General features: G+C 56.1%; 24 protein-coding genes and 1 riboswitch. Of the genes, 11 read left to right on the top strand and 13 right to left on the bottom strand.

The genetic code is table 11. The annotated features are described in order from the left end of the window. Window positions 1–17: 17 nt before the first annotated feature. A complete protein-coding gene (locus FNT36_RS16445) occupies window positions 18–503 on the top strand; it encodes a hypothetical protein (protein ID WP_144849916.1) in 486 nt (161 codons plus the stop codon). Here the strand turns inward: FNT36_RS16445 and FNT36_RS16440 are convergent, their stop codons facing one another. Next, window positions 504–926 (bottom strand): acyl-CoA thioesterase, encoded by a 423-nt coding sequence (locus FNT36_RS16440; RefSeq protein WP_144849914.1) that lies wholly within the window; start codon window positions 924–926, stop codon window positions 504–506. A 275-nt stretch (window positions 927–1,201) separates the two neighbouring features. Here FNT36_RS16440 and FNT36_RS16435 point away from each other — a divergent pair, with 275 nt between their 5' ends. Then, window positions 1,202–1,399, top strand: a complete 198-nt coding sequence (locus tag FNT36_RS16435; protein WP_144849912.1) for a cold-shock protein — start codon at window positions 1,202–1,204, stop codon at window positions 1,397–1,399. A gap of 420 nt (window positions 1,400–1,819) precedes the next feature. Then, on the top strand, window positions 1,820–3,802 hold the full coding sequence (locus tag FNT36_RS16430) for a DEAD/DEAH box helicase (RefSeq protein ID WP_144849910.1): 1,983 nt from the start codon (window positions 1,820–1,822) through the stop codon (window positions 3,800–3,802). Window positions 3,803–4,116: 314 nt separating this feature from the next. Here the strand turns inward: FNT36_RS16430 and FNT36_RS16425 are convergent, their stop codons facing one another. The 3 genes from FNT36_RS16425 to FNT36_RS16415 form a co-directional block, all read right to left on the bottom strand. Next, window positions 4,117–4,569 carry a PA2169 family four-helix-bundle protein gene (locus tag FNT36_RS16425; RefSeq protein ID WP_144849908.1) on the bottom strand — a complete coding sequence of 151 codons (453 nt, stop codon included), beginning with the start codon at window positions 4,567–4,569 and terminating at the stop codon, window positions 4,117–4,119. Between the two features lie 110 nt (window positions 4,570–4,679). Then, window positions 4,680–5,978 carry a BaiN/RdsA family NAD(P)/FAD-dependent oxidoreductase gene (locus tag FNT36_RS16420; RefSeq protein ID WP_233635988.1) on the bottom strand — a complete coding sequence of 433 codons (1,299 nt, stop codon included), beginning with the start codon at window positions 5,976–5,978 and terminating at the stop codon, window positions 4,680–4,682. Between the two features lie 41 nt (window positions 5,979–6,019). After that, on the bottom strand, window positions 6,020–6,877 hold the full coding sequence (locus FNT36_RS16415) for a Rossmann-fold NAD(P)-binding domain-containing protein (RefSeq protein WP_144849904.1): 858 nt from the start codon (window positions 6,875–6,877) through the stop codon (window positions 6,020–6,022). 190 nt (window positions 6,878–7,067) lie between these two features. Here FNT36_RS16415 and FNT36_RS16410 point away from each other — a divergent pair, with 190 nt between their 5' ends. Further along, window positions 7,068–7,940, top strand: a complete 873-nt coding sequence (locus tag FNT36_RS16410) for an SDR family oxidoreductase (protein WP_144849902.1) — start codon at window positions 7,068–7,070, stop codon at window positions 7,938–7,940. Between the two features lie 73 nt (window positions 7,941–8,013). Here FNT36_RS16410 and FNT36_RS16405 read toward each other — a convergent pair whose 3' ends face one another. Together FNT36_RS16405 and FNT36_RS16400 are read right to left on the bottom strand one after the other, a co-directional pair. Next, window positions 8,014–8,901, bottom strand: a complete 888-nt coding sequence (locus FNT36_RS16405) for a DUF1571 domain-containing protein (RefSeq protein WP_144849900.1) — start codon at window positions 8,899–8,901, stop codon at window positions 8,014–8,016. 29 nt (window positions 8,902–8,930) lie between these two features. After that, a complete protein-coding gene (locus tag FNT36_RS16400; RefSeq protein WP_144849898.1) occupies window positions 8,931–9,230 on the bottom strand; it encodes a YciI family protein in 300 nt (99 codons plus the stop codon). Between the two features lie 118 nt (window positions 9,231–9,348). Between FNT36_RS16400 and FNT36_RS16395 the strand changes: the two genes are divergently transcribed. The 6 genes from FNT36_RS16395 (at window position 9,349) to FNT36_RS16370 (ending at window position 14,707) form a co-directional block, all read left to right on the top strand. Beyond that, window positions 9,349–10,104 carry a glycosyltransferase family 2 protein gene (locus FNT36_RS16395; RefSeq protein ID WP_144849896.1) on the top strand — a complete coding sequence of 252 codons (756 nt, stop codon included), beginning with the start codon at window positions 9,349–9,351 and terminating at the stop codon, window positions 10,102–10,104. 45 nt (window positions 10,105–10,149) lie between these two features. Then, a complete protein-coding gene (locus FNT36_RS16390) occupies window positions 10,150–10,800 on the top strand; it encodes an HD domain-containing protein (RefSeq protein ID WP_144849894.1) in 651 nt (216 codons plus the stop codon). 75 nt (window positions 10,801–10,875) lie between these two features. Further along, a complete protein-coding gene (locus FNT36_RS16385; protein WP_233635987.1) occupies window positions 10,876–11,838 on the top strand; it encodes a DUF6438 domain-containing protein in 963 nt (320 codons plus the stop codon). A 53-nt stretch (window positions 11,839–11,891) separates the two neighbouring features. Beyond that, a riboswitch (SAM riboswitch) is annotated at window positions 11,892–12,001 on the top strand. Between the two features lie 202 nt (window positions 12,002–12,203). Beyond that, entirely contained in the window at window positions 12,204–13,661 is a 1,458-nt protein-coding gene (locus FNT36_RS16380; RefSeq protein WP_144849890.1) for an amino acid permease, read from the top strand. Window positions 13,662–13,797: 136 nt separating this feature from the next. Then, complete coding sequence (locus tag FNT36_RS16375; RefSeq protein ID WP_144849888.1) at window positions 13,798–14,157, top strand: hypothetical protein; 360 nt, start codon at window positions 13,798–13,800, stop codon at window positions 14,155–14,157. A 7-nt stretch (window positions 14,158–14,164) separates the two neighbouring features. Beyond that, window positions 14,165–14,707, top strand: coding sequence for a PAS domain-containing protein (locus FNT36_RS16370; RefSeq protein ID WP_144849886.1), 543 nt, complete (start codon window positions 14,165–14,167; stop codon window positions 14,705–14,707). 71 nt (window positions 14,708–14,778) lie between these two features. Here the strand turns inward: FNT36_RS16370 and FNT36_RS16365 are convergent, their stop codons facing one another. Genes FNT36_RS16365 through pseG form a run of 6 tightly spaced genes read right to left on the bottom strand, consistent with a single transcriptional unit; the run spans window position 14,779 to window position 21,707 of the window. Next, window positions 14,779–16,260, bottom strand: a complete 1,482-nt coding sequence (locus tag FNT36_RS16365; protein WP_233635986.1) for a lipopolysaccharide biosynthesis protein — start codon at window positions 16,258–16,260, stop codon at window positions 14,779–14,781. Window positions 16,261–16,279: 19 nt separating this feature from the next. Further along, the gene (locus tag FNT36_RS16360) at window positions 16,280–17,683 is read right to left on the bottom strand and encodes a DUF7033 domain-containing protein (RefSeq protein WP_144849882.1); all 1,404 of its coding nucleotides are present in this window, start codon (window positions 17,681–17,683) and stop codon (window positions 16,280–16,282) included. A 9-nt stretch (window positions 17,684–17,692) separates the two neighbouring features. Next, window positions 17,693–18,988 (bottom strand): glycosyltransferase family protein, encoded by a 1,296-nt coding sequence (locus FNT36_RS16355; RefSeq protein WP_233635985.1) that lies wholly within the window; start codon window positions 18,986–18,988, stop codon window positions 17,693–17,695. Next, entirely contained in the window at window positions 18,985–20,055 is a 1,071-nt protein-coding gene (gene pseI, locus FNT36_RS16350; protein WP_144849880.1) for a pseudaminic acid synthase, read from the bottom strand. Before pseI ends, FNT36_RS16355 begins: the two co-directional genes overlap by 4 nt. Before the next feature lie 49 nt (window positions 20,056–20,104). After that, window positions 20,105–20,647 (bottom strand): UDP-4-amino-4,6-dideoxy-N-acetyl-beta-L-altrosamine N-acetyltransferase, encoded by a 543-nt coding sequence (gene pseH / locus FNT36_RS16345; RefSeq protein ID WP_144849878.1) that lies wholly within the window; start codon window positions 20,645–20,647, stop codon window positions 20,105–20,107. 16 nt (window positions 20,648–20,663) lie between these two features. Next, window positions 20,664–21,707 carry a UDP-2,4-diacetamido-2,4,6-trideoxy-beta-L-altropyranose hydrolase gene (gene pseG / locus FNT36_RS16340; RefSeq protein WP_233635984.1) on the bottom strand — a complete coding sequence of 348 codons (1,044 nt, stop codon included), beginning with the start codon at window positions 21,705–21,707 and terminating at the stop codon, window positions 20,664–20,666. Between the two features lie 241 nt (window positions 21,708–21,948). On the opposite strand from pseG, the gene FNT36_RS16335 reads away from it, so the two are divergent. Then, window positions 21,949–24,093, top strand: a complete 2,145-nt coding sequence (locus FNT36_RS16335; RefSeq protein WP_233635983.1) for a T9SS type B sorting domain-containing protein — start codon at window positions 21,949–21,951, stop codon at window positions 24,091–24,093. Between the two features lie 12 nt (window positions 24,094–24,105). On the opposite strand, the gene FNT36_RS16330 is transcribed toward FNT36_RS16335, so the two are convergent. Further along, window positions 24,106–24,840, bottom strand: a complete 735-nt coding sequence (locus FNT36_RS16330; protein ID WP_144849872.1) for a cytidylyltransferase domain-containing protein — start codon at window positions 24,838–24,840, stop codon at window positions 24,106–24,108. Window positions 24,841–24,899: the final 59 nt, after the last annotated feature.

Below are 24,899 nucleotides of genomic sequence, written 5' to 3'. Positions count from 1 at the left end.
AAACGATTCTTAAATCTATGAGCGTACTTATCAACAAAGTTTTACTAGCTTCCTGGTTAGTTTTAGTAAACGCTCGACTACTTTCTGGTCATTCCGCATCTAATTCGTTCGCGCATAACAGTATTGTCAACACGAAGGGTCCTAGCTACGAATATTATAAGCTGCCCTCTGCCACAGAGCTTAGTTCAGTAGAGCTTGAGTTGATGAAGAATATTCTAGCAAATGCAGTTAGGGATTACAATCGACGGATTTCTAAGCGATTTAGTGATATGCGAATTGTACAACCAAACTATGGAATACAGTATAAAGTCACGCTTAGTCAGAATGGTGATAAACTAGTCGAGATAAATGCGTTTGCTAAAGAAGTGGGTAACGATTCTCATTACAGAAATCTAAACTCTGAAGAAGTCATTGTCTTCGACGGTGGTAGCAGCTTTTTTAACACCACTATCAACCTAAAGACCAAAAAGGCGAGCGTTATTCGCATTCACGGCTTTGCTTGATTAATGGCTGAACATCAACCGCTCCGCCACTTCGCCCGGTACGCGTATAGGCCGGCCGCTGCCCGCATCTAGCAGTACCCATTGCGTTTCAGCTGCACATAGCAGTTGGCTGTCAGCCACACGCTCGATGCGAGTGCAACGCTTCGAGCTGGCGCCTTTCACGTCGGCCACCCAAGTGAGGGCGCGCAGCTCCTCGCCCGCGTAAGCCGAGCGCAGATAGCGTATTTGGTGTTCCTGCACTACCCACACCTGTGGCGACTGCTCGGCGCTAGGTGGGTAGAGCGAATGCCAGTGGGCGGCGGCTACATCTTGCACCCAGCGCACATAAGCCACATTGTTGGCGTGGCCGAGCTGGTCAATATCTGAGTCTTCGACAGTGAAGGTGTGCTGAAAGGCGTGCGCGGGGGCGCTAGATGTGTCCATAAACGCTAAGTAGGGGAGGGCAGAAAGCTGGCGGCTCGCATGTGGGAGCAGTTAGGATAACCCAAAGCCCCTAGCTTAGTGCTGCTGGCCAGCTAAGTAGTACCAACAAACTCAACTGAAGTTTTTTTTGGCCGACGGGTGAAGTTCGGAAATTCTGTCTATCTTTGGCGCAACTCAAGGCTCTGTGTTGCTGTTCCGGTCCGCTCCGGTGTAGTTACATCTTAGGTCCCCAGCGTTACGCCGGGCGTTGACGACACCAATTTATTTTTTTTATCATGCCGACCGGAACGGTAAAATTCTTCAATGAGACCAAAGGCTTTGGTTTCATCAAAAACGACGAAACTGGCGAAGACATCTTCGTTCACGTCACGGACCTCGTAGATGCCAAGTCGCTGCGCGAGAAAGACAAAGTTCAGTACGAAGAAGCTCAAGGCCGTAAAGGCCCGAACGCTGTTAAAGTATCGCTGCTCTAAGCTAGTGAATCTTTAAAGTGCTGTAAAAAGCGCGTTTCCAACTCGGGAACGCGCTTTTTTATGTTTATACTACCCTAGGTCGTTGTCGGCGCGAGGGGCATTGGCCTAGAGGTATACAAGTAATAGCTGATTAAAAATAGACGAATAATAGCTTTTTTCAAATAAAATACGTACCTTTGCACCCGCATTTGAGAACGGCCCCATTTTAGTGGCCGGGGTGGCCCAGAGTAAAGAAGTAGGCTGCCGAGTAGTTCCCGTTTAGTTCGGTCGTATTTTTTCCGCCTTGTCGTTGTTAGGAAAGGTTGAGGGGGAAGAAGCGCCGCCGCTGTTGAGCCGGCTGTTTTCAGAGCGTAGTCTCATTCCCCTTAGGCTACCTGGGTTTGGAACCTAGGGTAGCCGTATACCCTCTTTCATTCCGATATGGAACCCGAAAAAGTAGAAAAAACTGCTGATAAAGCAAAAGTGCGTTTCGATGAGTTGAGCCTCTCGCCCGAGGTGCAGCGCGCCATTACCGAGATGGGGTACGAGGAAGCTTCGCCGATTCAGTCGGCCGCTATCCCCGTGCTGCTCGCTGGCAAAGACGTAATCGGCCAGGCCCAAACTGGCACCGGCAAAACGGCCGCCTTCTCCATCCCCGCTATCGAGGGCGTTAACGGTGATAGCCGTGATGTACAAGTAATTGTGCTGTGCCCCACCCGCGAGCTTGCGGTGCAGGTATCGGGCGAAATCCAGAAGCTAGGCAAGTATAAGAAAGGCCTGGCTGTAGTGCCGATTTATGGTGGCTCGTCTTACGACCGCCAGTTCCGTGCCCTAGAGCGCGGTGTGCAAATCGTAATCGGTACGCCCGGCCGCGTAATGGACCACATCGAGCGCGGCACGCTGAAGCTCGACAAAGCCACCAAAATTATCCTCGACGAAGCCGACGAAATGCTCGATATGGGCTTCCGCGACGACATCGAGTATGTGCTTAGCAAAATGCCCGAGAACCGCCAAACGGTGTTCTTCTCGGCCACGATGAGCAAGCCCATCCTGGAGATGACCAAAAAATACCAGCGCGACCCGCAGACGGTAAAGGTCAACCACAAGGAGATGACGGTGTCGAACATTGAGCAGAGCTACTTCGAGGTGCGCGGCCCACAGAAGAAGGACGTGCTCACGCGCGTGCTTGATATGTACAACCTCAAATCGACTATCATCTTCGCCAACACGAAGCGCATGGTTGATGAGATTGTATCGGACCTGCAAGCCAAGGGCTATTTTGCCGATGGCCTGCACGGCGACATGAGCCAAGCTCAGCGCCAGAACACGCTCGATAAATTCCGCAAAAGCACTCTAGAAATCCTAGTCGCTACCGACGTAGCTGCTCGCGGCATCGACGTTGATAACGTAGAAGCTGTCTTTAACTACGACCTGCCTGCCGACGAGGAGTACTATGTGCACCGCATTGGCCGCACGGGCCGCGCTGGCAAAAATGGCCGCGCCTTCACTTTTGTGAGTGGCCGCGACATCTACAAGCTGCGCGACATCATGCGCTTCACCAAGGCTGATATCAAGCTAGAGCAAGTACCTAGCTTTGCTGATGTGTCGGAGGTGAAAACCACGTTGTTCCTCAATCAAATCAAAGAAGTGATTGAGAAAGGCAACCTCGACAAGTACGTAAGCCGCGTGCAGCGCCTGCTCGACCAGAGCGAAGACGTGACTTCGCTTGACATCGCCGCCGCGCTGCTCAAGATGACGATGAAAGAAGACAAGCGCGCTGAGCAAAGCCTCGACGCTGGCCGCGAGCGTGGGGCTAGCCGCCCCGGCTACACGCGCCTCTTCATCAGCATGGGCAAGAAAGACCGCTTGCATCCCCGCGATGTAGTGGAATTGATTTCGGAGAACACGGCTCTGCAAGGCAACAAAGTAGGCGATATCGCCCTCTACGATAAGTTTAGCTTTGTAGAAGTGCCTGCTGAGTTTGCCGATGAGGTAGTAAGCCAGCTAGGTCGTAGCAGCATCCAAGGTCAGCCGGTTACGTTTAGCATTGCTACGCCTGTGCAAGATGCGGCTGCTAAAGAAGAAGGCCAGAACCGTCCCGAGCGCCGGGGCTTCGGCGACGGTGAGCGTCGTGGTGGCTTTGGCGGTGACCGCCGCGAAGGTGGCCGCCCGCCCTACGGCAGCAACAACCGGGGTGGTAGCTACGGCGACCGCCGTGAAGGTGGCAGCAGCTATGGCGGTGGCTACAAAGGCAACCGCGATGGCGGTAGCAGCTACGGCGGCGGTAGCCGCGGGGGCTTTGGTGGCGGTAGCCGCGAAGGCGGCAGCTACCAGCGTGGCGGCTACAAAGGTGGCCAAGGTGGCGGTAGCTACGGTGGCAACCGCGGTGGCTACGGCGGCAAGCGCGAAAGCTTCGACGAATAGATTATATTGGAGACACGCTTGTTTGTGGCAGGCTGTCTAGCTAATTAAAAAAGGCCACCTAATTCGTTAGGTGGCCTTTTTTAAGTTAGTATTGCTTGCGCCCCTTCGTTGCTGATAGTAATACCTAGGGGATAGGTAAAAGCGCAAGAAGCCATCAATAGGCTATTGTTTTGAAAAAGAGTAAAACAAGAAAAAGAGCCACCCCAACGGGTGGCCCTTTTAGTTTGCTTTCAAGAAAAAGGAAGAGTGGTAAACTAATAATGGTCAGTCCGCTAAATGCGGTGGCTCTGCCACATCAGTTAAATAAGGGTAGTCTATTTAGAGGAATCGCGCAGGCTGCGGATTTCATTGTGAGCAGCTAATACACCTTGTGACTGCTTCTCGATGATTGATTTCAGTTCGCTGGGCAGGTCCTGAACTTTAGAAGCTTCTTCGTAAGCCTTCTTAGCTACGTCTTCACCGCGCTCGCACTCGGCAAGGATAGCGTGGTTATCGTGACCGGTTACAGCAGATTTCAGGTCAATCCAAGCGTGGTGGATAGCACCAGCAATCGACGAGCCTTCGTTAGTGTCAGGCTTAAGGTCAAGCTTAAACATCTGGTCTTCCAGCTCAGTAACGTAGCTAGCGCGCTGGGCCGAATATTTCTTAAACAGGTCTTTCAGGTGTTGGTCCTTTACGTCAACCATCGCGTCGGCGTAGCCTTTCTGGCCATCCTTAAGAACAGTGATGAGGGCGTTGAGGGCGGTCTGGGTTACTTTGGCTTCCATGACAGGAAAGAAAATTAAAGTGGGAGGGTTCTGCTGGGTTTACTAGCACAGCGCCCACAAGGTTACGGCCAGCGCCGAGATACCCCTATTTTGTGCTGCCCTCGGCCACCCTAGGCTACCACCTGCGGTGCTGTGGCTGCCGCCATTGCCTGCCCCGCCAGAAAGCCCGTAGTCCAAGCCGCCTGAAAATTGAATCCGCCCGTAATGCCGTCCACATCAAGTACTTCGCCTGCAAAATAGAGGCCTGGTACGCGGCGGCTTTCCATGGTTTTGAAGTTGACCTCGGCCAACGGAATACCGCCGCAGGTTACAAATTCTTCTTTATAGGTCGTTTTGCCTTGCACTTGCAGCGGCGTGCGTAGCAGTAGCTCTAGCAAGCGGTTTTGGGATTTGGCTGGCACGTCGCTCCAGCGCGTTTCGGGACCTAGGCCGGCCTGCTCGACCAGTGTGCGCCACAGGCGCGTGGGCAAGCCAAACTGCGGATGGGCCGCCACCTGCTTTTTGCCATTATCGAGGCGAAACTGTTGCACCCAGGGCCGCAGCGTTTCATCGGTGTGGGCCGGTACCCAGTTGATGAGGGCTGTGCTATGGTAGCCTAGCTCGTGCAGGCGGCGGGCGCCCCAGGCCGATAGCTTGAGTACGGCAGGGCCGCTCACCCCCCAGTGCGTTACCAGCAGCGGGCCTTCGTATTGTAGCTTTTCGCCAGCTATCACCACGCGGGCATGGGGTACACTCACGCCGGGCAGCTCGCGCAGGGGTGAGGCCGGTACATTAAAGGTGAAAAGCGAGGGCACCGGCTCGGCCACCGTGTGACCCAGCTTGCGCAGCCAGTCGTAGGCTCCCGACTTAGGGTTGCCGCCCGTGGCTATTAGTAAGCGGCTCACCTGCAACGTGGTACCTAGGGCCGCGCTGCCTTCGCCACTGAGCGTAAGCGAAAAGCCGCCCGCGGGTAGCGGCACAATCTGCTCGGCAGCAGTGCGGGTGAAGATGCGCACGCCGGCCTGGCGGGCAGCGTCTTCGAGGGCGCGGGCGATGGTTTCGCTGCTGTCGGTAGTCGGAAACATGCGGCCGTCGGCTTCTGTCTTGAGTGCGACGCCACGCTTGGCAAACCAGGCGATAGTATCAACGACCCCAAACTTTTGGAAAGCCTCCTTGAGCTGCCGACCGCCGCGCGGGTAGTGCTGAATGAGCTGAGCCGCCGACTCGCAGGCATGCGTGACATTGCAGCGCCCGCCGCCCGAAATACGCACCTTGCCGAGCAGCTTCGGGCTTTTTTCGAGCAGAAGCACTGGCTGCGTAGGGTGAGCTTCGGCGCAGGCAATAGCGCCAAAAAAGCCCGCTGCTCCACCACCTAGCACAACAATAGGCCCGGCTACCGGGCCCGGTGCTACTGGCGCAACAGGGGGCAAAGAAAGAGACAACGGCATCTTACAAAGATACCTCCTGCCGATTACGTTAGGCTACAATATGGAATGGCAGCTAGCACGTCATCGTGCTGGAATGTGTAGGGCACGAGCGTGCGCAACAAGCTGCTATCAATGATTTTACTGGTGCTGAACTCGGGGCGGAAGGTGGGAGGCGTAAGGCCTAGGTACTCGGCGGCGGCTACGTAAAACTCGCGGCGCGGCGGATGCGAGGCAGCGCAGACATTAAGGGTATAGCCCCAGATACTTTCCTTGATGATAGTGCCTAGCACGCCGACTGCGTCGGTAAGGTGCAGTAGGTTAACGGGGGCATCGCCCTGCGCTAGGTTTTGGCGGCCAGCCAAGAAGCGGCCCGGCGCCCGGCCTGGCCCTATGAGGCCACCTAGGCGCACCACCGTGCTTTGCCACTGCCCATAGCGCGGCACAAAGTGACCTTCGGTACGCAGCACGTCGGACGAGGCATCGCGAGTACTGATGGCATCCTGCTCACGCATAAGCCGAGGCTCATCGGGATACACGCCAGTGGTCGACACAAACAATACCGCCTGCAGGCGAGCCGCGGCTACTGCCCGGTGCACCGGGCGCAACAGCTGTGGATAGCCGCCTGCTACTGCTGCGCGAGGCGGGATATTGATAACTAGAATGTTGGCTTGGCGGAGAATGCCGGTCAAACGAAGCTCGTCGTCCGCACTGAAATCAGCACCCAACTGTAGTAAGTGAGGCTCGATGCCTGCAGCTGCCAGCACCGGCAGTTGCTCAGGGGTAGTGGTAGTTCCCAGTACTCGATAGCCCTGAGTTAGGAGGGCTTGGGCCAGTGGCAGACCTAGCCAACCGCAACCCAGCACTGCTACGGTAGCGCCCGTAGTAGCAGGGGAAAAAGGCATGAAGATTTTGAACTAATGCTTAAATCTAAGCTTGAGTAATAAGTATGCAAGATGCACATAAATCTTAAAATAATACCGGAGCATTTCGTTGAAATGGCCTTCTTGCCGGTTAAAAGCCCGACAATAGACGTTCAGTATTTTTCAGTTGTATAGTGTCATCTTTGCGTTGCGTAAAAAACAGTAAGTCCCCATGAGCCCAACCAACACTCAACCCATGCTCCGCGACAATGCTTTGGCGGGGAAGACCATCATCGTAACGGGGGGAGGCACTGGCCTAGGCCGTGCCATGACTACGTACTTTTTACAATTAGGGGCGAATGTGACCATCACAAGCCGCAAACTTGAGGTACTAGAGGCGACGGCGGCCGAGCTACGCCAGCAAACGGGTGGGAAGGTGCTGGCCGTAGCATGTGATGTGCGGAAGTATGAAGCCGTAGAGGCAATGATAGCGCGCACTTACGAAGAATTCGGCCGGGTGGATGTGCTGTTGAACAATGCGGCCGGTAATTTTATTAGCCCGACCGAGCGCCTAAGCCACAAAGCATTTGATGTAATTGTGGATATTGTGCTGAAAGGCAGCTACAACTGCACCCTGGCCGTGGGCAAGCGCTGGATAGCGGAGCAGCAGCCTGGCACTATTCTTAATATTGTAACTACCTACGCTTCGGTGGGGTCGGCCTTTGTGGTGCCCTCGGCAGCGGCTAAAGCGGGAGTGCTGGCGCTTACGCGCTCGCTAGCCGTGGAGTGGGCCAAGTACGGCATTCGCTCCAATGCTATCGCTCCGGGGCCATTCCCCACAGAAGGCGCTTGGAGTCGGCTTTTTCCTGAGCCCTTGGCTAGTCAGCTCGACCCGGCTGCCAGTGTGCCGCTCAAGCGCGTGGGGCAGTACCAGGAGCTAGCCAACCTAGCAGCCTACCTAGTATCCGATTTTTCGGCTTACGTCAATGGAGAAGTTGTCACCATAGACGGGGGCGAGTGGCTCAATGGCGCCGGCGAGTTTAATAAGCTAGGTGCCCTTACCCCAGCTATGTGGGACCAAATCGAAAAAACCATGCGCCGCTAAACCACAGATTCAAACGGATTGGTCGGAGGCAGGCGTATCCGCTCTATCCGTCCAACCCGTTTGAATCTGTGGTTTAGAAGTGGTAGCCTTGGTAGGTTTTTGTGAATTCAGCCGGCGGAATGGGCTGGTTGGCTACCACGTTGGAGAACTCGTATTTTTCGTAGAGGCCGCGGTCGTCATACACCGCCACGGCTGTGGGTAGGAAGGTCTTAGGGTCCACGACCACGAGGGTACGGCGGCCATACGCATTGGGCACCTGCACCACTTGGCCTTCAGCCAGCTTTTCACCAACATCGAGCTTATTGCGCTCCAAAATGCGGTACTCGCCGCAGCCAAAGCGAGCGGCCACGGTTGCGGGCGTTTCGTTTTTGCTGGCTTTGTAGACTACGTAGCGAAACTGCGGGTAATCGGAGCGCAGGATGTAGTGCGGGCGGCCCTGCACGGTAGTATCGCCTGCGTAGCGAAACGAGCGATTAAATGACTTGTCGGGCCGGTTGGCTGACCCTTCTAGTAGGTCGGTAATAGTGCCAAAGCCTGCTTGCAACACCGTGTGATGCTGACCTTTGCGCATAAGTGAGCCTTCGGGCGCCAAGCTGAGCGTGACGTAGGGAAAAGCATTAGGGTTGACCCAAGCGTCGCCGTTATTCTGGCCCGTGAGGTAAAGGACCTCCACGCCTTTGCCATTTTTAAGGTACACGCGCAACGGATTGAAGGCAAGCTTCATCACCGAGTGGTCCTTGACGTATTTAGTGCCAATACGTTCGCTGGCATCGGCGGCGCAACGCAGGGTTTTCAGGTTTTGGATAGCCACCGTGAGCTGGCTCATCAATTGTGGCGTGGTGATGGATGGCAGGGCCGGCGCGGCGGCTGGGTGAGCCGTTACTTGCAGGGCCAGCCCAGCGGCCACACCTAGGAAGCTAAAACGCCCGGCGCACGCGCGGGTAGCAATACGGAAAGACAAAGTGCAGAAGAAAGGAAAGCGAAAGAAAACTAATTGAGGCTAATGCGCGGAAACCGAGCGGCCGCGCTGTCAAAGATAAAAAGCTCGTCTATTTCGATGCGCTGCAAGTACTGGTAGAGCGGAAACTGCTCGACCACGGCGCGCACGGCTGCCGCGCTTTCGCCATTCATCGTAACCCAGCCACGGCTGCGGTCGGCGCTGATGGCGTAGGCCTCGATAATATGGTCGGCAAGCAGGCGATTTATAAAATCCCGGTGACTGGGAATGAGGGCGATGAAGTCCTCGCCGAACGAGTCGGGTAAACGTAGGGTAACAACAAACGTAGGCATAAGCGGGCGGGCCACCACTAGCCCGGCTCTTGGCATAACGCCGCGGGTCGGCAGAAAGTTGGTGCCTGCCTGTGGCCTTTGGGTAGCCTAGGCCGCTAGTTTCTCAGTTAAAAACCTCATGCACTTTACCGTTATCACGCCTACGCACCAGCGGGCAGACCTTTTACCCGAAGCTATTGCCAGCGTGCGCGCCACTGCCGCCGCTCCCCTCGAGGTACAGTGGGAGCACCTACTCTACGAAACCGGCTCCTCGGACCAGACCGCCGAGGTGCTAGCCCAGGCGGCTACGCAGCCTGGCTCGGCCCTCCGCTACTGGCAGCACCCCGAGCTGCAGCGCCCCGGCTGGGGCCGCAACCAACTCGTGGCTCAGGCCCAGGCCGATACCTGGATTGTGCCGCTCGATGATGACGACATCATGCTGCAGCGCACTCTGTTTCATTACGCCGACGAGATACAGCGCCACCCCGGCCGCCCGTGGCTAGTGGCCGATTTCTTGCGCATGGATGAGCAGCGCCGCTACCTGCCCAACGAGGATTATTACGCTTGGCAGTTTGAGTCGCCGCGCCAAATGCTGCAAGCCATTTTTCGGGCCGAAAACTTTATTCAAGGCAACGTATGCTACAGTCGGGCACTGTTTGACCAGGTAGGCGGCTACGATGCCGAGCTAGCCATGGCCGAAGACCTAGACCTCTACGTGCGCTTTTTGCTGGCTGGGCACCTGCCAGTGGTGTGCCCGCACATCAGTCACCTGCACCGCTTTCATACGCACAACGTGAGTATCGGCGTAGATGCCGACAAGCACCGCGCCGACCTACAGGTGATATACGCCAAGTATGCCGACCAGCTACAGCAGTTAGGCGTGGGCGAGCCCTAGAAGACCAATTCAGCGATTAAGCGTAAGTATGCGTTTCTTTGGCGCATGCTTACGCCTACGCTCGCCGCCCGCTGGCACGCGCTTACTGCGCCCTTGCTGCCCGACACCACCCGCCGCGAAGCCGAGCTACAGCGCTTGGCCGACGCCTACGATGCGCCCGAGCGCCATTACCACACCCTAGGGCACATTGAAAACCTGCTGAATAGGGTAGAGGCGCATCCCTTGCAGGACGGGGTAGTGGTAGAGCTAGCCGTCTGGTACCACGACGCCGTGTATGACGCCCTGCGCGCTGATAATGAAGCCAAGAGCGCTGAGTGGGCGCTAGCTTTTCTGCAAGAAACCAGCTTAGAGCCCACTCGCCGCGAGCGCGTGGCCGACCTCATCCGGCGTACCCAAGACCATACCCAGCCCCAGCCACCGGCTGATTCAGACTTGCTTTTATTTCTGGATGCTGATTTAAGCATCCTAGGTGCTTCAGAAGCAGCTTACTGGGACTATGCCCGCCAGATACGCCGCGAGTATCAGCTAGTACCTGAAGAGCTTTACCGCCCCGGCCGCAGCAAAGTGCTCGCCAAGCTGCTCGCTGCCCCAGTACTCTTTCACACGCCTGCTCTGCGCGGGGAATTAGACGCGCCCGCCCGCCGCAACCTACAAGCCGAACTCAACGCCTGGGGGCAAGACGGGTTGCCTGAGTAGATGAATAGACAGTTTGTGCATTATGTGTGAGTTTGGCATCGCAAAAGCCTAGACTTACTTATGGCCTTTCTTACTATGCTCATCCGCTCTCTATCTTGGTTCCTAGGTCTGTCAGCCGTTGTGTGCGTCGGCTGTGAGCAGAATGACAACTACCAAACATTAAGTGGTGTGCAAACTGCTACAGCAATAGATAGCCTTACTACACGTGCGCAGGTACAGCAGTTCGTGCGGCGTTGGGGAGACTATTGCTATGGGTTTATAGTAGCTGACTCGCTTGCCCCAAACTGTACAACTACACAGTTGTGTCTCAGCCCAGAAAAACGTCGGAGCTGGGTGAAAGCTGATTTTGACGGAGATGGACGCACTGATTTGCTGGTAACTGGCCGCAATAGCAAACATTTTTTGTCGGCAAGAAATATTATTTGCATTTTAAACAAGCGCCAGCCAGGCTTGCAGTCAGTTTGGCTAGCTAAGGGTGAGTATAATTGTGCTGTGGCTCAAGTAAGTTATCTGAACAAAAAGCCAATTATTCGGTATGCCCATGTTTTGTACGGTAGGCTGCAGAAGCTGCGAGCTAATATTAGCCCGCAACTAGTGTGTCAAGCCGATACGTTGGTCTTCAAAGAGCCAGGGTTTATTGAGTACAACCGAGCACCGAAAGACTACCAAATCCAACAGATAGCGCTCAGCACGGAAGCCTGCTTTGGCAGCTGCCCGATATTCGACCTGTGCCTGTCCCGCAATGGGGCCGCGACCTACCGGGCCAAAGCATATAATAAGCAAAAGGGAACATTCACCGCGATGGTTGATGCGCCGACTATAAAGGAGCTATGGACTCTGCTTAATTACTTAGATTTTCCACAGTTGGAAGAAAAATATTCGGTCGGTATTAGCGACCAACCTACCTGTACGCTAACTATTACCTATGCCAACGGGAAGGTCAAGACCATTGTGGATTATGGCGAACAGGGTACATTTGGCTTGCAGCGGGTGTACAAATTATTGTTTGCATTGCGCGGCTCACAAGCGTGGAAGTAGTCACCTAGCGTACCTTTGCCCTAGTCAAGTACGGCTACCTAGGCCCAAGCTTGTTTTTATAAAGAGGCGCTGAGAGATAGGCTCTGCGACGCGCCGGCAACCCCCGCCTCAGCGGAACGGTGCCAACCGACCGGCCCCCAAACTATGGTGGCCCATATAAAAGCCCGTGGCTGTTTTTTCTCTTTTTCCTGGTATTTCTCACGTAGTTGGTAGCCCTGCACAAGGTGCCGGGTGCTGTTGAGCCGGGTAAGCACCAAGTAAGTCTTTCATTTTTAAGGGTTGACTACGACTAGCCGGGCGCAACTGCGTACGGAAGTAGTTGGGTCATTATTAAGCGCAGGCTCGCGGAGTCTACGATACACTTTATGCTAAAAAAATCACTCGAACTGCTGCGGCAGGAAGCGGCCGAATCGGGCACCGGCACGCTCAAGCGCAGTCTCAACGGCATCAGCCTCATTGCCCTAGGTATTGGGGTGATTATCGGGGCAGGCTTGTTCTCCCTCACGGGCCTCGCGGCGGCCAACCACGCCGGGCCAGCCGTGACGCTCTCCTTCGTGGTGGCGGCAGTAGGCTGCGCGTTCTCGGCGCTGTGCTACGCCGAGTTTGCGGCGCTGGTGCCGGTAGCGGGCTCGGCCTACACGTACTCCTACGCCACTATGGGCGAGCTATTTGCCTGGATAATCGGCTGGGACCTTGTGCTCGAGTACTCGGTGGGCGCGGCAACGGTGGCCATCAGCTGGTCGCAGTACCTGCTCAAGTTTCTGGATAAGTACGGCTTGCACCTGCCCGCGCGGCTGGTGCTCTCGCCTTTCGAAACGGCTACCCTGGCCGATGGCTCAGTCGTGCACGGCTACGCCAACCTGCCGGCCATGGCTGTGGTGCTTGCCATTACGGCTATCATTATTCGGGGCACATCGGGCTCGGCCTGGTTCAATGCCTTGGTGGTAGCCTTGAAGGTGGCCGTGGTGCTGGTATTCATCGCCCTAGGGTGGAATTATATCGACCCGGCCAATTACCATCCTTACATCCCGACTAATACGGGCACTTTTGGCGAATTTGGCTGGAGCGGCATTTTGCGCGGGGCGGGCGTAGTGTTCTTCGTGTTTATTGGCTTCGACATTGTGGCTACCATGGCCCAGGAAACCAAGAATCCGCAGCGCAATATGCCCATCGGCATCCTGGGCTCGCTCATTGTCTGCACCATTTTGTTCGTGCTGTTTGGCTACGTCATGACTGGCCTGGCCAACTACAAAGAGTTTAAGGACAGTGCCGCGCCAGTGGCCATCGCCATCGAAAAAACGCCTTATGGCTGGCTGAGTGGCGCTATCATCGGAGCTATTCTCATTGGCTATACCTCTGTTATTCTAGTTGATTTGCTGGGGCAGTCGCGGGTATTTTTCTCAATGTCGAAAGACGGGCTACTACCGCCAGCCTTCTCTAAAGTGCATCCCACGTTTCGCACGCCAGTGCAGTCGAATTTGCTCCTAGGTGCCTTTATCGCGTTGTTTGCGGGCTTTGTGCCCATCTCGGTAGTAGGCGAAATGACGAGTATCGGCACGCTGCTAGCCTTCGTAATGGTGTGCCTAGGGGTGCTCATTATGCGCCGCACGAACCCCAATGCGCCCCGCAGCTTCCGTACGCCGTGGGTGCCGGTGGTGCCCATCCTAGGTATCGTTACTTGCCTTGTGATGATGGTAAGCTTGCCCTGGGAAACGTGGTTGCGGCTGGCCGTGTGGCTGGCAGTGGGTATGGCCATCTACTTCGGCTACGGTAAAAAGCACAGCAAGCTCGGACGGCAAGCTAGGGGCGAGCAGCAGCCTTAACAGCGGCTGAGTTATCATTTCTAATTGTTTAGCTTAGGTACTTTTCAGGTAAAAAATAGGGCGGTACCTTTGTGTGGTACTAGCGCTTAGCTGCTACCTCTCACCCTGACTAAACAGCTATAAGCTGTTCTCCTTTATGACTCAGTATCTGCTTGATGTCAATCTGCAACAAGTACCCGACCCCTATCTGCACGGTAGCTGGCGCGTGGTAGACCGCGTGCTCAGTCAGGCCGACCCGGCTACGCCGCTGGCGCAGGCCACCTTTCTGCACCTGCAGGATGGCCATTGGCAACTTGAGACAGGGGCGGCCCCCGCCTCTGGCCGCTGGACGGTGGAGCGTGACAGCCTGCTGAGCCGTCCCTATTTGCAGCTGCAGTTAGCCACCGAAAGCGTAACGGCCCTGGTCACGCGGCTGCGCCGCTCGGCCGATGGCGCGTACCGCACACTCGTGCTGTATTTTCAGTCGGGCCTGGAGCTGTTCTTGGTTTATCCCTAGCTTTTAAATGCCCTTGACAACCTCCGATTTTACCTCCTTCGAGCGCCTGCAAACGGCTGTTGATGCTGCGGGCGTGGGCACCTGGGACTATGACTTGGTAGCCAATACCCTAGAGTGGTCGCCCCGCTGCAAAGAGCTGTTTGGCGTGCCAGTCGACGCCGCGGTTACCTACGCTGACTTTGTCGAGCTGGTGCACCCCGACGACCGGGCCGCCACCGTGGCCGCCGTAGAGCAGGCCTTCGACCCAGCCGGCTCAGGCAGCTATGACATTGAGTACCGCACTCGTTGGCAACTGCCGGGCCAGCCCCTTGTGTGGGCCAAGGCCACGGGCCGAGCTTTTTTCGATGAGGCCCGCACCAAGGTCTACCGCTTTATCGGCACCATTTCCGATGTGACCCCCATGCGCCAGATGCAGGAGCAGCTGACCCGCTCGTACCAAGACCTAGAGGTGAAAGTGACCTTTCGTAACCTGGAGCTGGAGCGCGAGGTGCAGCAGCTGCGCGCTAAGCTGGCGGCCCTGACGCCCACAGCCCAAGAAGCTAGCAACTAATTGAGTTATAAGGGGTAGCCTCGATGGGCAGGCGCAATGCGAAATTTCGCGTTGCGCCCGCTCATCGAGGCTTATTTGTTGCCCATTAAGCTGCGCACCTTCTGGGCCACCGCCGACACCTCGGGCACCCAGTTTGTGAGCAGCAGCCCACCGCCATAGAGCGCCGTGAGCACGCCACCACGCAATAGCAGTGTCAGCCAGATGTTGGGCAGCGCTGGCAGCGCCCAGGCTACCGCACCAGCCGCCGCCGCCAGCCCTAGGATGTAAAAAATGCGCCGGTCAAACGGCTGCCAGCCAAAGCTGCGCCACACAAACCAGGTGCGTGCCAAGTTGATGCTGGCCAGTGCCAGGGCATTAGACAAGGCTGCTCCCGTGAGCCCTAGGCGCGGAATCAGCAGCGCATTGAGCCCAATGATAAGGCCCGACAAACCTACATTGAACAGCAAATCGTAGCGGTAGCGCGGCGATGTGACCACGATAATGCCGTTTACGCCCGTGATGCCATCGGTGAGGCGGCCAGCCAGCAGTAGTAGCACCGCCACCGTGCCGGTGGCAAACGCTGGCTTGTGAATGAGGCCGTAGATAAAGGGCAAGTTGAGGCCGATACCTAGGGCCAAGTAGGCGCCCAGCGCGGTGGTGAGGCGCGTGGTGCGCTGGTAAAAATCCAGCATTTTGGCGGTCGCGCCCTCTTTCCAATACTCGGCAATGAGCGGGTAGGCCGTCTTGTACAGTGCTCGAAAGGGAATGGCCAGCGCCGTGCTGATATTGAGGGCAATGGCGTAGATACCTGCGTCGGTAAAGCTGCGTGAGCCCAGCATGAGCGAGTCGATGGTGACGAGCACTGTGCCCGAAATATTACCCAGCAGCGCGAAGCTGCCAAAGCGGAGTAGCTCGCCCATGGGTCGTACTTGCAGCACCGCACGTGTGGGCCGCAGGTGTAGCTCGCCAATAACCCCTAGGTAGCCTAGCAGCAGCAGCGCAATGACGGCATAGCTGCCTAGGTACGCCATCACAAAGCCATCGAAGGTGAGGTAGCCTGCCCCATAAAGCGCCGCCGAGCTTACGATAAGCAAGCGCTGGAGCACGTCGGTAAGAAGCGAGGAAAACGAGGTGTGAAACAGTGACTTGGTATAAGATTCTAGTAGGTTGTAAACCAAAATACACAGCGCCAGTGCCAGCATAGCCCCGTAGTGCGGGCCTAGTAGCGCCGCATCGTGGGCATACCACCGCAGCACCAGCGGCCGGCCCAGCCACAGCGCCAGTGCCACTAGCCCAAATACCCCCAGCGGCACGCCTAGCAGCAGTGGTAAGTAGCCCGAATGGCCCGTTTCGCGATTGCGGAAATAGGGGAAATACCGCAGCGTAGTATTGGTAAAACCTAGTGCCGACACCAGCGCCCCTAGCGTGGCCAAGGATACTAATACTTGCGTCAGGCCCAGCTGTGCCGGCTCCAGCAGCCTAGGCAGCACCAGCGTAGTATTGACAAAGCCGATGCCCAGCCCGACGTAGGAAATAACGGTGTTGCGCAGCCCCTGCCGCTGAACGATACCCAAATGAGTTAGGAGTTTTGAGTTAAGAGTGTTGGGTTGACTCGGCGGTAAATTCTTGCCAGATTTCGCGGCCAGTGCGAAAAGTTGCGCCCTCCCGCTGGAGATGCGCCATGATTTCATGGAACTGGCGCGGGCCATTTTGTTGGTTGGCTGGGTCGAAGTTCTGGTTGTGCCATAGTACCGAGGCCACGCCCCCAAAGCGTTTTATCTCAGCAAACATTGGCGCGAGCGCCGGTAGAATTTCGCTAGGTTCCAGCTGCAAGTAGTTGGGATGGTGCAGCGTGGCATCCATCACATTAAGTGGAATTTCGAGGAAATCAACTGCCCGTCTGACCGCAAAATCGAAAGGGTAGAAGGGCAAGCAATAGCTATGGCGAAATCCAAAATGCTCGGCAAAGCTTAATGTAGAGTCGTACTGAAACTTACTAGCCGCCGCTATGGGGTTTACACTGATTGTAATCGGTGTAAGGCGTGGCTCCCAGTTGAGGTAATGAAAACGACAGCCAATGGCGTGAAACGGTAAGTCAAAGGCTGAAACGTTTGGTAGCGTCATCTTATCACCCGTAAGGGGCATATGCACTCCCATTTCGAAGTGCTGCTCTTCTAAGCGCCATAATTGCCGTTGTCTCTGTCGTGTTAAGCGATAGTCAGCGTTGGGGGTACCATTGAGAGCTTTCCGACGAGTTGGCAGAATAAAAAACGTAGACCGACCTCCATACTGCGCCACCGCCGCTGCCACCTCCTCTAGATTATCCCAGGCATCGGGCTGGGTTAGATGCTGCCAAATTAATTTGCCAAAGCGGCCGAACTGGCGTTGCTGCAAGGCTGCTTTGATAGGAGCTTTCCAAGCGCTGCATAGATTGTCGACATCGTGCGAAATGAATGCAGCGAAGTTGGCTTGCTGGCTGTCCCAAGAGCGGGGCTGCAAGGGTTGCCTGCTCACGTGCTCTACTGCCATGCGCAGCACGTCGAAATAATAATTAACCACCGGCAGCGTCACGAAGCCGTAGTGCTTCTGCACGCTTGCCTTGTAGGGAAAGCGCCCGTGCCGGTCGCGCTCAATTGAGAAATATTCCTGCCAGCCGCTCAGCAAGTAAAACGCCGCCGAAATGATATCAGCTGAAATAAATGCTTTGTTTTCTCGTAAAATAAGTAGCGGTATTTCAGGCGCATTATCAAAGAAAAATGGTACTTGCTGACCTTGCCAATCGCGCCAGTTAGGTGCGGTCGGGTAGGGCTCATTAGTAGCAAAGAAACCAGCGCCCGAATTCGCAATTTCCACCTGCGGCTGTGTGCCCGCGTAGTCTACCAAAACGGTAGGCGCACCTGGATAGGCCAGCCTGAAATGCCGCAGTACATACGCCAGCCGTATCTCGGCCGAGATGGCTACGGGTGGCGCAGGTAGAGGTGGCAAAGGAGGCAGCATAAATCAAAACTACGCCCCTGCCGCTGGGCCCGCCAGCCACTCGCTTAGCTGGCGCACAGCCAGCTCGCGGCTGTGGCCTTCGTCGGGCGTACCTAGGGTGGCGTTGTAGTAGGCGGCGCGGCGATACAGGTCGAGCGGCTTGTGCTGCGCCAGCCGACCTAGGGCCGCCGCCAGCTCGGGCAGCGAGTGTGCCCACTCGCTGAGGCCGTGGGCGGCGTAGCCGTAGTAGTCGGCCAGCGTGGGCGTAGGCGAAAAGCGGTAGTACACGCTAGCCACGTTGAGCAGCGTGGCTTCGAGGTGGGTGCTAGTGTCGGCGGCCACTAGCGCGTCGTGGGCTTGTAGAAACTGGAAGACGTTTTCTTTGTGCGGGTCGCTCCAGTGCAAGCCGGGCAGGGCGTGGCGCAGGGCGCTGAAGTCGCGCTGGTCGCCGGGGTGGGGGCGCAGGGTAAAAGTAAGCGCGGGCAGTTCACGTAGCAGGTAGGCAAGGGTTTCAGCCAGGGCAGGCAGCTCATCGAGCAGGTTGCAGGCCACGGCCACTCGGCGCACCTGCGGCGCGGTGTTGCGCTGCGCCAAAAAGGCGTCAGCTTTGGGCATACCTACCAGCTCGACTCGGCCGCGCACAGGGCCACACTGGTGGTATTTATCAAGTGCATCCTGGCCTTCGAGCAGGCTGAGGTCGAAGCCTAGGGGCGGAAAATTGGTACTCACGCTGGCATGCTGCACGTAGGCAGTAGGCACGCCCTCGGCGCGGCAGGCTAGTAGCAGAGCGCGGGCATCGTCATTGTGGTCATTGGCAAAAACCACAGCTTGTGGCCGGTAGTGGCGCAAGGCCCGTCTGTACACCTCGTAGTAGCCTAAGGCGTAAAAAACGAGGTCAAAGAACCGCAGCGCCCGGTTGCCTACTTCGCGCCGCAACCCGAGCAAGGCGGCAGGGTATTGCCAGTAATACAATAGTTTGCGCCGCAGCGAAAGCCTATTTACGGCCTTGCCGTAGCGCCCGATATTCTTGCCCTGGCCCGCTACTAGTACTGCCTCAGGCCGGGCGTCCTTGATGAAGCTGAGCGCGTCATAGTTGTTGGCACTCACCACATAGAGCCACACCGCGCCATGCAGCTGGTCGGCGTTGTGGATGGGCTGAAATAGGTGCCCCACTAGCCGCAGCCCTGCATAGCCCGCCACCCGCGCTAGCCGCTTGAGCGGGCTGGCGGGCGAAATGCTATTCAGTACCGATGCAGGTAACCCGGCGAATAAGTTCGTGAAGCGTAGTTGTAAGATATTCCGCAGCCGGATTACTTGGCTGCTCACGACTGCGGCGCAGCTTGCTCGCCTAGCAGCGCGTCCCAGGTCAGCGGCGTACCGGGCTGTAGGGCGCGGGCGGCGCGGCGCCCCAATACTACGTCCCAATGGCGGGGCAGTAATCCATCGCCAGGGCGGATAATGCGCAAGTTGTCCGCGGTTAATTCCTCGCCCGCTGCCACCGGTCGGGCTACGTAAATGCTGCGTTTGAAAATGCGGCTTTTCTCTTCGCTGGTCTGCACGCATAGTTGCACAGTACCTAGGGCCTGGTGAGCACGCTCGGTTTCCTCAACTAAGAGTTTCAATTCCTCAGGCTCCAGCGAAAAGGACGAATCGACACCGCCATCGGCGCGGCGCAGGGTGAAGTGCTTTTCGATGACGCAGGCGCCCAGCGCTACGGCAGCCACGCTGGCACCCACGCCCATGGTATGGTCGCTGAGGCCTACTGGGCAGCCGAAGGTTTCGGCTAGTACGGGTATCGTGCGCAGGTTGGTAGTGGCCGGCGAGGCGGGGTAGGTACTAGTGCACTTTAGCAGCACTAGCTCGCGGCAGCCTGCATTGCGCAGCACGCGCACAGCCTCGTCAATCTCGCTGAGCGTAGCCGCACCAGTACTCACAATAACGGGCTTGCCAGTGGCTGCCACTCGGCGCAGCAATGGCCAGTGCGCGTTCTCGAAAGAGGCAATTTTGTAAGCTGGCACGTCGAGGCTTTCCAGAAAGTCGACCGCTGACTCGTCAAACGGCGAGCTGAACGCCAGTAGTCCGTGCTGTCGCGCCCGCTCGAAAATGGCGGCGTGCCACTCCCAGGGCGTATAGGCCTCTTTATAAAGCTGATATAAGCTCTTGCCTTCCCACAGCGACTTGCCCTCTTCGCGAATCACGAAGCCCGTATCCATGCTGATGGTATCGGCGGTATAGGTTTGCAGCTTGAGAGCGTGCACGCCGGCGGCAGCGGCGGCATCCACGAGGGCCAGCGCCCGGTCGAGGCTCTGGTTGTGGTTGCCCGACATCTCGGCGATGATGAAGGGCGGAAATTCGGGGCCCACAGCGTGGCCACCGATAGAAATCGTAGGCATAAGGCAAAGTTAAGGCGGACCTTGCACGGGTACCCCACTTCAGCACTAGCTAGCTGCGCGGGCGTGGCCGCAACGCATCGCGCAACTGCTGCCACTCGCGCCGTAGCATAGCTAGGCCCACTACATCAAGAAAAGCTTTGTCTTTGTAAATGTGTTGCCGGAAGTAGGCTTCGCGACGAAAGCCAAATTTTTCGTGCATTGCTATTACTTTTTCATTGGTCACAAAAACTTCGCAAGCCAGCTTGTTAAGCTTTAATTCCTCAAATACATACTCCAATACAGCTAGTTCTACTTTAGCCCCTAAGCCGCTGCCTTGTAAGTTTTCCTCACCTAAATAAAAGGCCCAATAACACGAGCGGTTGCGTTCGCTGATGTCATAGAGATTGGCAACGCCTACGGGCTGGTCCCGATAGTAAATCAGCCAGTACTTCGTGCTCGCGTCTTGACTGATGCGGGCGTACCACGCCTGTTGCTGCTCGGCCGAAATGGGCTCGGCTGTGTACATATACTGAGCTACAGCTGGCGAATTGCGCCAGGCACGTACTAGTTCTAGGTGCTCGGGTTCTAACGGGCGCAGCAAGTCAATATTCATAGGTAATAGCAAGTAGTTAGGGTAGAGCACGGTCAAGTAATTGTTGCACTTTCGCTCGCAGCAAGTCAGGCCTCAATTGTTTCACGTAAGGCTGGCGTGGGGTGGTTTCCAGCCATGCTATACCATCATGTAACCTAGCCAGCAGGCCTGCATCGTTAAGTTCGGCAAAATTGCCGACTGAAAAGGCCTGTTGATGTGCATGAACGTAGGAAGCTAGTGCCCGCTGGTTGTCAACATAATAACCTGTGATGGAAGGGCGACCTAGCACTAATGCTTCAATGAGCACAGTGCTGGCAGGCACTATAGCCATGTCATGTTCGCGTAGTAAATTGGCCAGTGGGGCCGCTTCTATGTTGCGGTGAAAAGTAATAATAACTCCTGAAGATGTAGCAGCTAGTTCTTCCAAGGCTGCTGCGTCGCCGAAAGCACTACCCAACAACACTCCCAGCCGCTGTAGCTGAGGCAGAGCCTGTAGGGCGCGAATGATACGAACGGTGAGGCGCAGTGGGTCGGCACCTCCGAAGCAGACTAGCGCACTCTCAATTGCTGTAGGCCACTGAGGCAACGCGGCACTCTCTAAAAATGGCTGCCGGAGTAGCGAAAAAGCCGGTCCTAGTAAGAAGTCCGTAGTAGTCGGCGCTTGGTAATCGGTAGCCATGACACCCGGAGAGTGATTGATGAGCACGTCGGCTACTACTGGCCACGCTTGCAAATCATCGACGTAAACGAGACTGCAACCACTAACGCGCAGCCGTTGCTGGTAGTCGGCTCCAAAGTAGTAGCCATCAAGTACAAGCACATCGCTAGGTTGTAGCACTTGCTGGGCTAGCCAGTCAGCTTCGGCTAGCCAAGACTGCTGGGCTGGCAACGGCTGCACTATCCAGCCATTAGCTGCCAACATTTGCCCAACAGCGGCTGTAGGCTCGCGCACCAAAAACGTACCAAGAGCTAGCCCTTGCAGTTGGTTGGCTAGAGCCAATAGGCGCATCAAGTGTCCCAATCCGATTTGGGCATTACCGTCAGCCCGAAATAGCAAGCGAGGAACAGCGGAAGCGCTCAAGTTGATGCAGGTTTTGGGAAGATTTGCTCATCCATAAAAGCAGGCCGTAGTACTATTGTAAAAATATATTGCTCAAGAACAGCAGATGATTAGAAAAGTACTTTTCGGGTTAAGCTTACTTCTACTTAGCAGCCGCATACCAGCCTTTGGCCAGCGTGAAAATAGCAATTGGTACTTTGGCATCAATGCTGCGCTAAACTTTCCTGTTACCGGGGCACCAGTAGCTGTAACGAGCAGCGCAATGAATACTTACGAAGCTACCACAACAGTTTCGGATGGTGCCGGCCAATTACTATTCTACAGCAACAGCGAGAATATTTGGAACCGTAATAACCAAGTAATGTTGAATGGCGCCAACCTAGGAGGGCATCAGTCGGCCTCACAGGGGGTGATATCGGTACGAAGCCTTACTAATGCGCAGCAGTACTATGTGTTTGTAGTAGATGGAGCTGAAAATCAGTTGGTTGGAGGCCTTAAATACAGCTTGGTTGACATGGCTCAACAAGGTGGCTTGGGGGCAGTAACTAGCCGCGGAATACAGGTATCGTCAGTGCCACTAACAGAAAAGCTGACTACCGTGCCCCATGCTAACGGCCGCGATACTTGGGTGCTGGTTCACGGCTGGCAAACGAACGCTTTCTACGCCTACCTGCTGAGCCCTAGCGGCTTGCAGACTACGCCAGTTGTTACAAATATTGGGTCAATACATAACGGTGGGGGCGGCAATTTTGGCAATGCCAATTCGGTAGGCTATATGCGCGCATCGCCCAATGGAACTAAGCTAGCTGTTGGAGTACGAGATGCATCTTTTGAATTGTTTGACTTCAACCCTGCCACTGGCCGACTGTCCAATTATATTCAGCTAGGCTATACTTTCCGCAGTTATGGAGTAGCTTTCTCACCCGACAGCCGGTTGCTTTACGGTACTAACCTGAATTATTTAGAGGTATATCAATTTGATACGCAGGCTGGCTCAGCTGCTGCTATTGCCAACTCTGGCATTGTTATCGCGAATACATCAGATAATTCTGGTGGCTTGCAAATAGGTCCAGATGGCAAGATGTACGTGTCTATCAATAACAGCTCGTACCTAGCCGTAATCAACAACCCTAACGTGCGTGGGACAGGCTGCGGATTTCAAGCTGATGCAGTGTACCTAGGTGGCAAAGTAGCCCAAATAGGTTTGCCCAACTATCCGGCCGGACAAAGTGCAGCGCCTGTAATAGCCACTGCTGCGTTTACCAGCACGCCAAGCTGCGCTGGGGCAGCGGTGTCTTTTGCAGGCACTACCACGCCCACACTGGCTGGGTCCGTAGCTACCTGGAATTTTGGCGACCCTGCTTCGGGCAGTGCTAATACGGCCACCGGACTAACACCTACCCACATCTACACTAGCGCTGGTACCTATCAAGTAACGCTAACTGTAACAGACCCCTCGCTGGCTACACCGGCTACCGTTACGCAGGCCGTAACGGTGGCGCCATTGCCGCAAGTGCGGCTAGGACGTGATACTACGCTGTGCGGAAATCAACTGCTTCTTACCACCAATGCGCAGCCAGCCGGCACTACGTACCGCTGGCAAGATGGCTCGACAGCGGCAACCTATTTGACCCGTGCTACGGGCATGTATAGCGTAACGGTAACCTCGGCCGCTGGCTGTGCTAGTACGGCTACCAGGCAAGTAACCTTCAGTGCGCCTCCTACGCCTCGCTTGCCTGCCGATACGGCTGTGTGCGCCGCCTCGGTGCTACTGCGGCTAAGTGGGCAACCTGCTGGTAGTACTTATCGCTGGCAAGATGGTAGTACTGGTGCTACTTACTTAGCCCAAGCTAGTGGCACCTATAGCGTGCAGGTAACGACGCTTCAGGGCTGCGTAGGGACAGCTACTAGCCGAGTGCAGTTGAGCAATGCCCCTGTAGTGCGCCTAGGGGCCGATACTCTGGTGTGCCCCAACGCAGTGTGGACGCTGCGAACTAGCCTACAACCCGCTGGCTCGCTGTATCGCTGGCAAGATGGCTCGACGGGCGCTACCTATGTAGCGCGGGGACCAGGCCAGTACTCGGTAGAGGTGCGAGCCACGGCCACTAGCTGCCCGACCACAGCTACACTATTGGCTAGCCCAAAGGACTGCCCTGTTCTTATTCCCAACGTTATCACGCCTAATGGTGACCCACAAAACGAGTTTTTTGTGCTCAAGGGGCTAACTCCTAGCGACTGGAGCTTGCGCATCTTCGACCGGTGGGGCCGGCAGGTATATGACCGAGCCAAGTATGATAATGGTTGGAATGCAACCGGTCAATCGGCTGGCCTTTATTACTATTTGCTCAATAACCCCGCCACCGGCGAGCGCCATCAAGGGTGGGTAGAAGTGATACGCGGTAGCTAATAAGAAGCAGCGCTACCGCTGCACGTTATCCGCATTGATGGCCGCTAGCCACGGATGCTGTGCCAGCAAGGCGGGTAGCCCGGCCGGGTCGGTGAGCGAGAAATCAGACCCTAGGTGGCTAAATAGCAGACTTAGCAAGGCGTAATCGCTGGGGTAGTCTACCGTAAGGCGCAGTCCGGCCACGGCAGGCACTACCGCTAATGCCAATGTTTCGAGTCGGAATAGCTCCGGGTGGCGGCGCAGGTAAGGTGTCACATGTTCGCGCTCATCAGGCTGATTAGCAGCTTGATGAGCGCGTAGCAGCGCGGCGGCGCTAATAACTTCAATATTAGTACCTAGCGGGAGGCCGCTGGTATAGGTATAGTCGGCCCCGGTAGCGAGATGGTGAGCTACGGCCGCGTCTATAAAAGCTGGGTCAATGGCCGGGTTGTCGGCGGTGAGGCGCACAATGGTTTGAAAACTGCCCGCCTGCGTCAACGCCCCCGCAAAACGGCTGAGTACGTCCTGCTCATCGCCTCGAAACACGCCCACGCCTAAGCGAGCGGCCAAGGCTACCAGCGGCTCGTCAAGCGGCTGGGTAGTGGTGGCGACGATGACTTCACTGATGCAAGCTGCTCGCCGTGCTCGGCTTACCACGTGGCCTAAAATGGTGCTAGTATCACCTAGGGCCGACAGGGGCAGCGGCAGTATTGACTTGCCCGGCAGCCGCGACGAGCCTAGGCGGGCCTGAATAAGGGCTAGCGTCATGGCTTTGTTCTAGCGAATAGAAAGTTATGTGCTGTGAAATAACGTCCATACCTGTAGCG

Origin of the sequence: Hymenobacter setariae (assembly GCF_007713685.1) — a bacterium.
Taxonomy (GTDB): domain Bacteria; phylum Bacteroidota; class Bacteroidia; order Cytophagales; family Hymenobacteraceae; genus Hymenobacter; species Hymenobacter setariae.
This window is presented reverse-complemented; position numbering and strand designations above follow the sequence as displayed.

Bases quoted from the DNA above. Each gene is read 5' to 3' on its own strand.
- FNT36_RS16445 (WP_144849916.1), top strand. From the start codon at position 18: ATGAGCGTACTTATCAACAAAGTTTTACTAGCTTCCTGGTTAGTTTTA.
- FNT36_RS16440 (WP_144849914.1), bottom strand. From the start codon at position 926: ATGGACACATCTAGCGCCCCCGCGCACGCCTTTCAGCACACCTTCACT.
- FNT36_RS16435 (WP_144849912.1), top strand. From the start codon at position 1,202: ATGCCGACCGGAACGGTAAAATTCTTCAATGAGACCAAAGGCTTTGGT.
- FNT36_RS16430 (WP_144849910.1), top strand. From the start codon at position 1,820: ATGGAACCCGAAAAAGTAGAAAAAACTGCTGATAAAGCAAAAGTGCGT.
- FNT36_RS16425 (WP_144849908.1), bottom strand. From the start codon at position 4,569: ATGGAAGCCAAAGTAACCCAGACCGCCCTCAACGCCCTCATCACTGTT.
- FNT36_RS16415 (WP_144849904.1), bottom strand. From the start codon at position 6,877: ATGCCTTTTTCCCCTGCTACTACGGGCGCTACCGTAGCAGTGCTGGGT.
- FNT36_RS16410 (WP_144849902.1), top strand. From the start codon at position 7,068: ATGAGCCCAACCAACACTCAACCCATGCTCCGCGACAATGCTTTGGCG.
- FNT36_RS16400 (WP_144849898.1), bottom strand. From the start codon at position 9,230: ATGCCTACGTTTGTTGTTACCCTACGTTTACCCGACTCGTTCGGCGAG.
- FNT36_RS16395 (WP_144849896.1), top strand. From the start codon at position 9,349: ATGCACTTTACCGTTATCACGCCTACGCACCAGCGGGCAGACCTTTTA.
- FNT36_RS16390 (WP_144849894.1), top strand. From the start codon at position 10,150: ATGCTTACGCCTACGCTCGCCGCCCGCTGGCACGCGCTTACTGCGCCC.
- FNT36_RS16385 (WP_233635987.1), top strand. From the start codon at position 10,876: ATGCTCATCCGCTCTCTATCTTGGTTCCTAGGTCTGTCAGCCGTTGTG.
- FNT36_RS16380 (WP_144849890.1), top strand. From the start codon at position 12,204: ATGCTAAAAAAATCACTCGAACTGCTGCGGCAGGAAGCGGCCGAATCG.
- FNT36_RS16375 (WP_144849888.1), top strand. From the start codon at position 13,798: ATGACTCAGTATCTGCTTGATGTCAATCTGCAACAAGTACCCGACCCC.
- FNT36_RS16370 (WP_144849886.1), top strand. From the start codon at position 14,165: ATGCCCTTGACAACCTCCGATTTTACCTCCTTCGAGCGCCTGCAAACG.
- FNT36_RS16360 (WP_144849882.1), bottom strand. From the start codon at position 17,683: ATGCTGCCTCCTTTGCCACCTCTACCTGCGCCACCCGTAGCCATCTCG.
- pseI (WP_144849880.1), bottom strand. From the start codon at position 20,055: ATGCCTACGATTTCTATCGGTGGCCACGCTGTGGGCCCCGAATTTCCG.
- pseH (WP_144849878.1), bottom strand. From the start codon at position 20,647: ATGAATATTGACTTGCTGCGCCCGTTAGAACCCGAGCACCTAGAACTA.
- FNT36_RS16335 (WP_233635983.1), top strand. From the start codon at position 21,949: ATGAATACTTACGAAGCTACCACAACAGTTTCGGATGGTGCCGGCCAA.
- FNT36_RS16330 (WP_144849872.1), bottom strand. From the start codon at position 24,840: ATGACGCTAGCCCTTATTCAGGCCCGCCTAGGCTCGTCGCGGCTGCCG.